The sequence below is a fragment of the Pontibacterium sp. genome, assembly GCF_964228735.1.
GTDB lineage: Bacteria > Pseudomonadota > Gammaproteobacteria > Pseudomonadales > Balneatricaceae > Pontibacterium.
This window is the reverse complement of record NZ_CAXRBQ010000011.1, coordinates 22079-28645: the sequence shown is the minus strand read 5'-3', so window position 1 is coordinate 28645 and position 6567 is coordinate 22079. Positions and strand designations below refer to the sequence as shown.

The 6567-nt window shown below is 51.8% G+C and carries 5 protein-coding genes and 1 pseudogene; 4 read left to right on the top strand and 2 right to left on the bottom strand.

Annotation, left to right across the window (positions count from 1 at the left end):
- The 4 genes and pseudogenes from ACEQ15_RS01170 to ACEQ15_RS01155 form a co-directional block, all read left to right on the top strand.
- Positions 1-293 (top strand): annotated as a pseudogene (locus ACEQ15_RS01170) (hypothetical protein); the annotation flags it as partial.
- Between the two features lie 82 nt (positions 294-375).
- Complete coding sequence (locus tag ACEQ15_RS01165) at positions 376-921, top strand: heme NO-binding domain-containing protein (protein WP_370277144.1); 546 nt, start codon at positions 376-378, stop codon at positions 919-921.
- Positions 914-1906, top strand: a complete 993-nt coding sequence (locus tag ACEQ15_RS01160; protein WP_370277143.1) for a sensor histidine kinase — start codon at positions 914-916, stop codon at positions 1904-1906. Before ACEQ15_RS01165 ends, ACEQ15_RS01160 begins: the two co-directional genes overlap by 8 nt.
- A 232-nt stretch (positions 1907-2138) precedes the next feature.
- Entirely contained in the window at positions 2139-4439 is a 2301-nt protein-coding gene (locus tag ACEQ15_RS01155) for a putative bifunctional diguanylate cyclase/phosphodiesterase (protein WP_370277142.1), read from the top strand.
- Positions 4440-4442: 3 nt separating this feature from the next.
- Here ACEQ15_RS01155 and ACEQ15_RS01150 read toward each other — a convergent pair whose 3' ends face one another.
- The gene (locus ACEQ15_RS01150; RefSeq protein ID WP_370277141.1) at positions 4443-5843 is read right to left on the bottom strand and encodes an MATE family efflux transporter; all 1401 of its coding nucleotides are present in this window, start codon (positions 5841-5843) and stop codon (positions 4443-4445) included.
- Complete coding sequence (locus tag ACEQ15_RS01145) at positions 5803-6561, bottom strand: ATP-binding protein (protein ID WP_370277140.1); 759 nt, start codon at positions 6559-6561, stop codon at positions 5803-5805. The genes ACEQ15_RS01150 and ACEQ15_RS01145 overlap by 41 nt, the downstream gene beginning before the upstream one ends.
- Between the last annotated feature and the right edge of the window lie 6 nt (positions 6562-6567).

Sequence of the window (6567 nt, the reverse complement as noted above, 5' to 3'; positions counted from 1 at the left end):
CCTATAAGATGATGTTGAGTGCGCATGCTGAGCGGAGTGATATTGTGAAAACACTGTCATCTGCGGGTATTCACCGCTTTATGTCGAAGCCCTGGGACAACGATGTTCTGGTGGAAGAGATGGATGCGGGGCTGGAATATTTTCGCCTTCAGTTGAAAGCGGAGTATGAGGAGAACAAAGCGACCCTAACCGCCGATGACTTTAAGTCATGGTACGAAGATCTGCTCTCCCGCATGCAGAGCACTGGAGCTCAGGGGCAGCAGGAAAAAGAGGCGTGGCTGGGAATCGGCTAGAACAGTCTTTGTAATTCGGGCCAGAGCCACACTGTAATCAGAACATGGACACAGGCCGTCTTCCGAACGGCAGGAGCGAATAATGAAAGGCGTCATTTTCAACGTATTGGAAGATCTGGTCATTAAGCAGTGTGGCATGCAGGGTTGGAACGAGGTGTTGTCTGAAAACCCGGAAGCCACAGGTATTTATACCGCCAGCGAGAGTTACCCGGACGAAGAACTGTTTGGCTTGGTGGGGTCTGTTGCACAAAAGCTGGAGATGCCGATAGCAGAGGTCGTAGAGATATTCGGTACCTACCTTTTTCACCAGCTGGCAGAACGTTATCCGATGTTTGTTGAGCAACCGGAAAACCTGCGTGAATTTCTGCTGAGTATCGAATCGGTGATCCATATCGAAGTGCGCAAGCTTTACGACAGCCCGAACCTGCCAAATTTCACCTACGACGAAAGTTCCCAGGATCAACTGGTAATGCACTACCAGTCCCCGCGTAAGCTCTGTATTCTGGCGGAAGGCTTGGTACGCGGCGCGGCAGAGTCCTACAAAACGCCGATTACCATTGATCATCCAGTTTGCATGCATCAGGGCGCAGATCATTGTGACCTGATAATCAGGTTTGGCAATGTCTGATACGGAAAATCCATACGAAATTGCTTATACGCGTGAAAGACAGGCGCGTCTTAAGGCTGAGCAGCTGCTTGAAGATAAGTCTCGCGAGCTTTATCTGAAGAATCAGAAGCTTGCAGAGAGTTACAAAAAGCTACAACAGCAGCAAGCGGTCGCCATGCAGAATGAAAAGCTGGCGACCTTGGGTACGCTCTCTGCGGGTGTGGCCCATGAGATCAATAACCCCCTTGCATTTGTATTAAGTAACCTTGAGAGCCTGCCAATCTATAAGCAGGCGCTGTTGCGCTTGTTGGAACTCAACCAGAAATACCTTAATGATCCCGGTATCCCAGAGATTTACCGCAAAGAGATCGCGGATCTGATCGAGAAGGAGGATCTCGATTTTATCGGCGAGGATATGCACGGATTGATCGATGATACGATCGAGGGTATTCAGCGTGTAAAAGAGATTGTACTGAACCTGCGTAGTTTTGCGCGAACCCAGGGTAGCGATCGGATTGAAGCGGATCTGTGTGCGGGTATCAACAGTACATTGAAACTGTTGACCTCGGAACTTAAAACCGGTGTCACGTTAAAACTCGATCTGCAACCGCTGCCAGGGGTTGTGTGTAATCCCAATCAGCTGAATCAGGTATTCCTGAATCTGATTATGAATGCGAAGCAAGCGGTTGAGGGCAGGGCAAACCCGACCATCACGATTAAAACCTCTTGTGAGGATGGCGCTGTCCGCATCCGAATAGCGGATAACGGCTGTGGTATGCCACCAGAGGTGCAGAAAGAGATATTTGTGCCGTTCTATACCACTAAGCCTATTGGCCAGGGTACCGGAATGGGATTGGCCATTGCCTACGGTATCATCCAGGATCATGGAGGTAAGATCTCGGTGAAGAGTGCTGTGGATCAAGGCACGGTTTTTGTTATTCGCTTGCCGTTGTCAGGACAAACGGAAGGTGCTGAAACGGGTATCGCTGAAGAGGTTTCCGATTAATGGAAACCTCAACGTGCCTGCAAGTCTGATGCTCTACAATCACGTCTGCGTTTTATTTCCTATCTCACCAAGAGCTCCGGGTCCGGCAATTCTCAGGGAATCTGAAAGCCGGCATTTCCAGTAATTAGTTGTACACGTACTACATTTTTCAGGTGGTTCGTGTTACACACTCATATAGTATTAGCTTTACCGATCTGGAACTGGTTTCCTGATGGGATTGGGATAGGGTTTGATGGAATCAGCCAGTTATTCTGCACTTCTGAACAATGTCATTCTTCTTCTGGGGCTTGGCGTTATCTATGACACGCTTGGGCTTCACGGTTTCAGGAACAAGCGTCTTCGCGATCTTTTTTCCGGGGTGTTGGTTGGTGGCATTGCCATTGCTGTGATGGCAACACCCTGGGAGCTGGAAAAGGGCATCTTCTTTGATACACGCTGGATTCTGCTCAGTCTCTGTGGTCTGTTTTTTGGCGTGCGCACCACTCTGATCGCGGTAACGATGGCGGTTGCATTTCGGGTTTATCAGGGTGGTGGTGGCGCGGTTGTCGGCTCGATTGTCATTATCTCCACGGCGTCGATCGGGCTGATCTGGCGTTATGCTTCACAGTTCGTCAACGTACCGCTGGACTGGAGATACCTTTATCTTTTTGGGCTGATCGTCCAGCTTGATGTAGCTGTGTGCATGTTTTTGATGCCGGCGGATATGCATCAGGTTCTGTTTACCAAAGTGATCCCGCCGATTGTACTGATATTTCCGTTTGTGACGATGGTGATGGGGCTTATTCTGCATCGGCAGAAAGACCGTCGGGCCGCTGAACGGGAGCTGCGTGACAGTCAGGCAATGCTCAACCGGGAGCGGGGTCTGTTGCGTGGGCTGATTGATGCCATCCCTGATCTGGTATTCGTGAAGAACACCGATCGCAATTACATCAGCTGCAACAAGGCGTTTGAGCAGTTTACCGACTCCGTTGAGGCTGAAGTGCTCACCAAAAACGACAAGGAGTTGTTCAAGCCAGAGGTCGCTGAACTGGTGCGTGAAAAAGACCTGGAGGTGATGAGCTCCGGTTCCGCTCAGGCTTATGAGTGTGAGGCGTATTATCCGGACGGTCATAAGGTGATTCTGGATGTCTACAAAGCGCCGTTCTATGGCCTTGATGGCACGCTGCACGGTGTGATGGGGATTAGCCGGGATATTACTGAAAAGCGTGCTGCAGATGAGCTGATATGGAAACAGGCCAACTATGATGCGCTGACCGGGCTACCCAACCGAAACATGATGCGTGACCGCATGGCGCAGGAGATGAAAAAGGCTACGCGTAATGGCTGTAATATTGCGCTGATGTTTCTGGATCTGGATCGCTTTAAGGAAGTCAATGACACCCTGGGCCACGATATGGGGGATACCTTGCTGGTGGAGGCGGCCAAGCGTATTCAGGGTGCGGTACGTGATTCCGATACCGTGGCACGGCAAGGCGGTGATGAGTTTACGGTGATCCTCAGCGATCTCGACGATATGGCCTGTGTTGAACGTATCGCCGCCAATATTCTTACCAGACTTGCCGAGCCCTTCGATCTATCGGGAGATAAAGCGTATATCACCGGAAGTATCGGTATTACTTTCTTCCCGGAAGACGCAGATACGGTTGATCAGCTGGTGAAAAACGCAGATCTAGCGATGTATGCGGCGAAGAATCAAGGGCGTAACCGGTTTGCGTATTTCACACCCTCCATGCATCAGGCGGCGCTGGAGCGCATTCATCTCGCCAAAGATCTGCGCGCTGCCTGTGAAGAGAAGCAGTTCAGTCTCAGCTATCAGCCGATTATCGATCTGCATAGTGGTTTGGTATGTAAGGCAGAGGCGCTAATTCGCTGGCATCATCCAGAGAGGGGCTTTGTATCGCCGCTGGACTTTATTCCGGTGGCAGAGGAAACCGGGCGCATCCTGGAGATCGGTGATTGGGTGTTTAGCCAGGCGATCCGGCAGGTGCGCGAGTGGCGCACAACGTTCCACCCCGAGTTTCAGGTGTCGATCAACACCTCTCCGTTGCAGTTTATGGAAGAGAGCAATAAGCCTGAAGCCTGGCTGCGCGCACTGGAAAAACAAGATCTGCCGGGTGGCGCGCTGACCGTGGAAATCACCGAAGGCCTGCTGATGGAGAGCTCGGCTGAGATATCAGAAAAACTTGCGGTATTCCGGCAGGGAGGCGTGCAGATCGCACTGGATGATTTTGGTACCGGTTATTCTTCGTTGGCCTATCTGCGTCGCTTTGATATTGATTACCTGAAGATCGATAAGGCGTTTGTGCAGAACCTGACGGCCGATTCCGATGATATGGCGTTATGTGAAGCGATCATTGTGATGGCCCATAAACTCGGACTTTATGTTGTTGCCGAAGGCATCGAAACCCAGGAGCAGTGTGAGCTATTGGCTAGCGTTGGTTGTGACTATGGGCAGGGGTATTACTTCGCCCGCCCGATGCCAGCGGAAGAGTTTTCTGAATACTGGCAGCGGCGGGTCGAGTACGTGGATTGAGCCTCAGTCAGAACAGAGGCTGCCGCTTTTCCAGATCAGGCGTTGTGCAAGCAGCGCACCAGAAATCGTCAGGCCAATAACCAGCGCAACCCAGAAGCCCTGTGGGCCCATGGCTGGCAGGATAAAGTCAGTACGCGCCAGTGTATAGCCCAACGGCAGACCCACCACCCAAAATGACACGAAGACAATCAGCAGCGGTACGTTGGTATCTTTGTAACCGCGCAGTGCGCCCGCACATGCAACCTGTATGGCATCTGAAAACTGGAACAGAGCAGCGATGCTAATCAGGCTCGCAGCGATGGTGATTATCTCCGGATTTTTGGTATAGAGAGCGGCAATATCCGGCGCCAGCAGCACCATGGTTGTTGCGCTCACCATGGCAAAACAGATGGTGATGATGGCGCCTGTTGATGCACTGAATCTGGCACCTTCAGGGTTTTTAGCGCCAAGCTGGTGGCCGATTCGGATGGTCAGTGCCATTGAGATGCTGAGTGGCACCATGAACACCATGCCCGTAAAGCTGATGGTGATCTGGTGGGCACCGACGATGATCTCGCCCAGGTCTGCGAGGAGCAGGGCGATGATGGCGAACATGCTGACTTCAATCAGCAATGCCATGCCAATCGGCAGACCCAACTTCAGAAAGCGGACCAGCGCGAGAGTCCGCGGTAAGCGGTTGCCGTGAAAAACATCGACTTCGCAAAAATTTGGACTGCGGAGCAGGTAGAACATCCCCGCCACAAACGTGAGCCACATCACTATAGCTGTCGCCCAACCACAACCGACACCGCCCATTTCAGGCAGACCGAGCTTGCCGTAAATGAGGATGTAATTAAGTGGGATGTTAGCGATCAGGCCCAGTATGGCAATCTTCATGATTGGCCGGGTCTTGCCAAACCCTTCCGAATAACTGCGTATCACCTGGTACAGCAAGATGGCTGGAAACCCCCAGGATATTGCGCGCAGGTAGGCATCGGTTTTGGCGGCAAGATCTGGTGCAACCTGCATCCAGTGCAGCAGTGGTGCACTGTTATGCATGATAACGATAGACAGCAACCCTAGTATCAGAGCGATAAGCCCGCCTTGGGCGAGTATCGAATTTGTTTTTGCGACACGGTTGGCGCCAACAAGATGGGCCACAAGCGGGGTGGTAGCCATCAGAACGCCGGAAGAGGCGAGAAATATCGGTAGCCATATACTGGAGCCGACCGCGATAGCGGCAAGGTCTTGGGCACCGTAATGGCCGGACATCAGGGTATCAACAAAGCCCATACCGGTTTGCGATATCTGGGCGACAATGATTGGCCAGCCAATGATAAATAACTGCCGGACTTCGGCCCAGCGACTGCTGCCTGCTGCCATATCAGATGTAATGGTTGTAGAACTGTTTGGCTGTGCGGCCACTGCGTATTCCTTTACTCTGCGAAAACCGGATCGCTTCCTGGTGCAGGGTTGTAGTATCCCCGGTCCAGTTGCGGAAATAGTAATCGATGATCGTCAGGTACTCAGGCTGAGAAATGGGGTAGAAGGAGAGCCAAAGACCAAAACGATCGGAAAGAGAAATTTTCTCTTCTATGGTGTCACCGTAGTGCACCTCGGTATTTACCACTTTGGCCGCTTCATTATCGGACATCTTTTCCGGTACCAGGTGGCGGCGATTGGAGCTTGCGTAGATCAATACGTTCTCCGGTGGGAGCTCCAGAGAGCCCTCCAGTACGCTCTTCAATGCCTTGTAGCCATACTCACCCTCTTCGAAAGAAAGGTCGTCACAGAAGATAATAAAGCGTTGTGGCAGGTCGCGAATATCATCCACGATGTCTGGCAAGTTGTGCAGATCTTCCTTTTCGATTTCGATCATGCGCAAACCGTCGTGGGAGAACGTATTGAGCAGTGCTTTGATCAGGGAGGATTTGCCGGTACCACGAGAACCCCAAAGTAGCGCGTTGTTGGCAGGTTTGCCCTGGATGAATCGTTCGGTATTTCTAACCAGAGACGATTTCTGGCGGTCAACGCCCAGCAGACTGTCCAACTGAATTGGGTCAAGGTGACGTATAGGTCGCAGATATTCCTTTTTAGCGCGCCAGACCGCAGCCTGCGTGTGATTCCAGTCGATAGTACCCAAGTTCGC

What these genes read in the sequence shown, in the direction of transcription:
- ACEQ15_RS01165 (WP_370277144.1), top strand. Translation starts at nt 376, where the DNA reads ATGAAAGGCGTCATTTTCAACGTATTGGAAGATCTGGTCATTAAGCAG.
- ACEQ15_RS01155 (WP_370277142.1), top strand. Translation starts at nt 2,139, where the DNA reads ATGGAATCAGCCAGTTATTCTGCACTTCTGAACAATGTCATTCTTCTT.
- ACEQ15_RS01160 (WP_370277143.1), top strand. Translation starts at nt 914, where the DNA reads ATGTCTGATACGGAAAATCCATACGAAATTGCTTATACGCGTGAAAGA.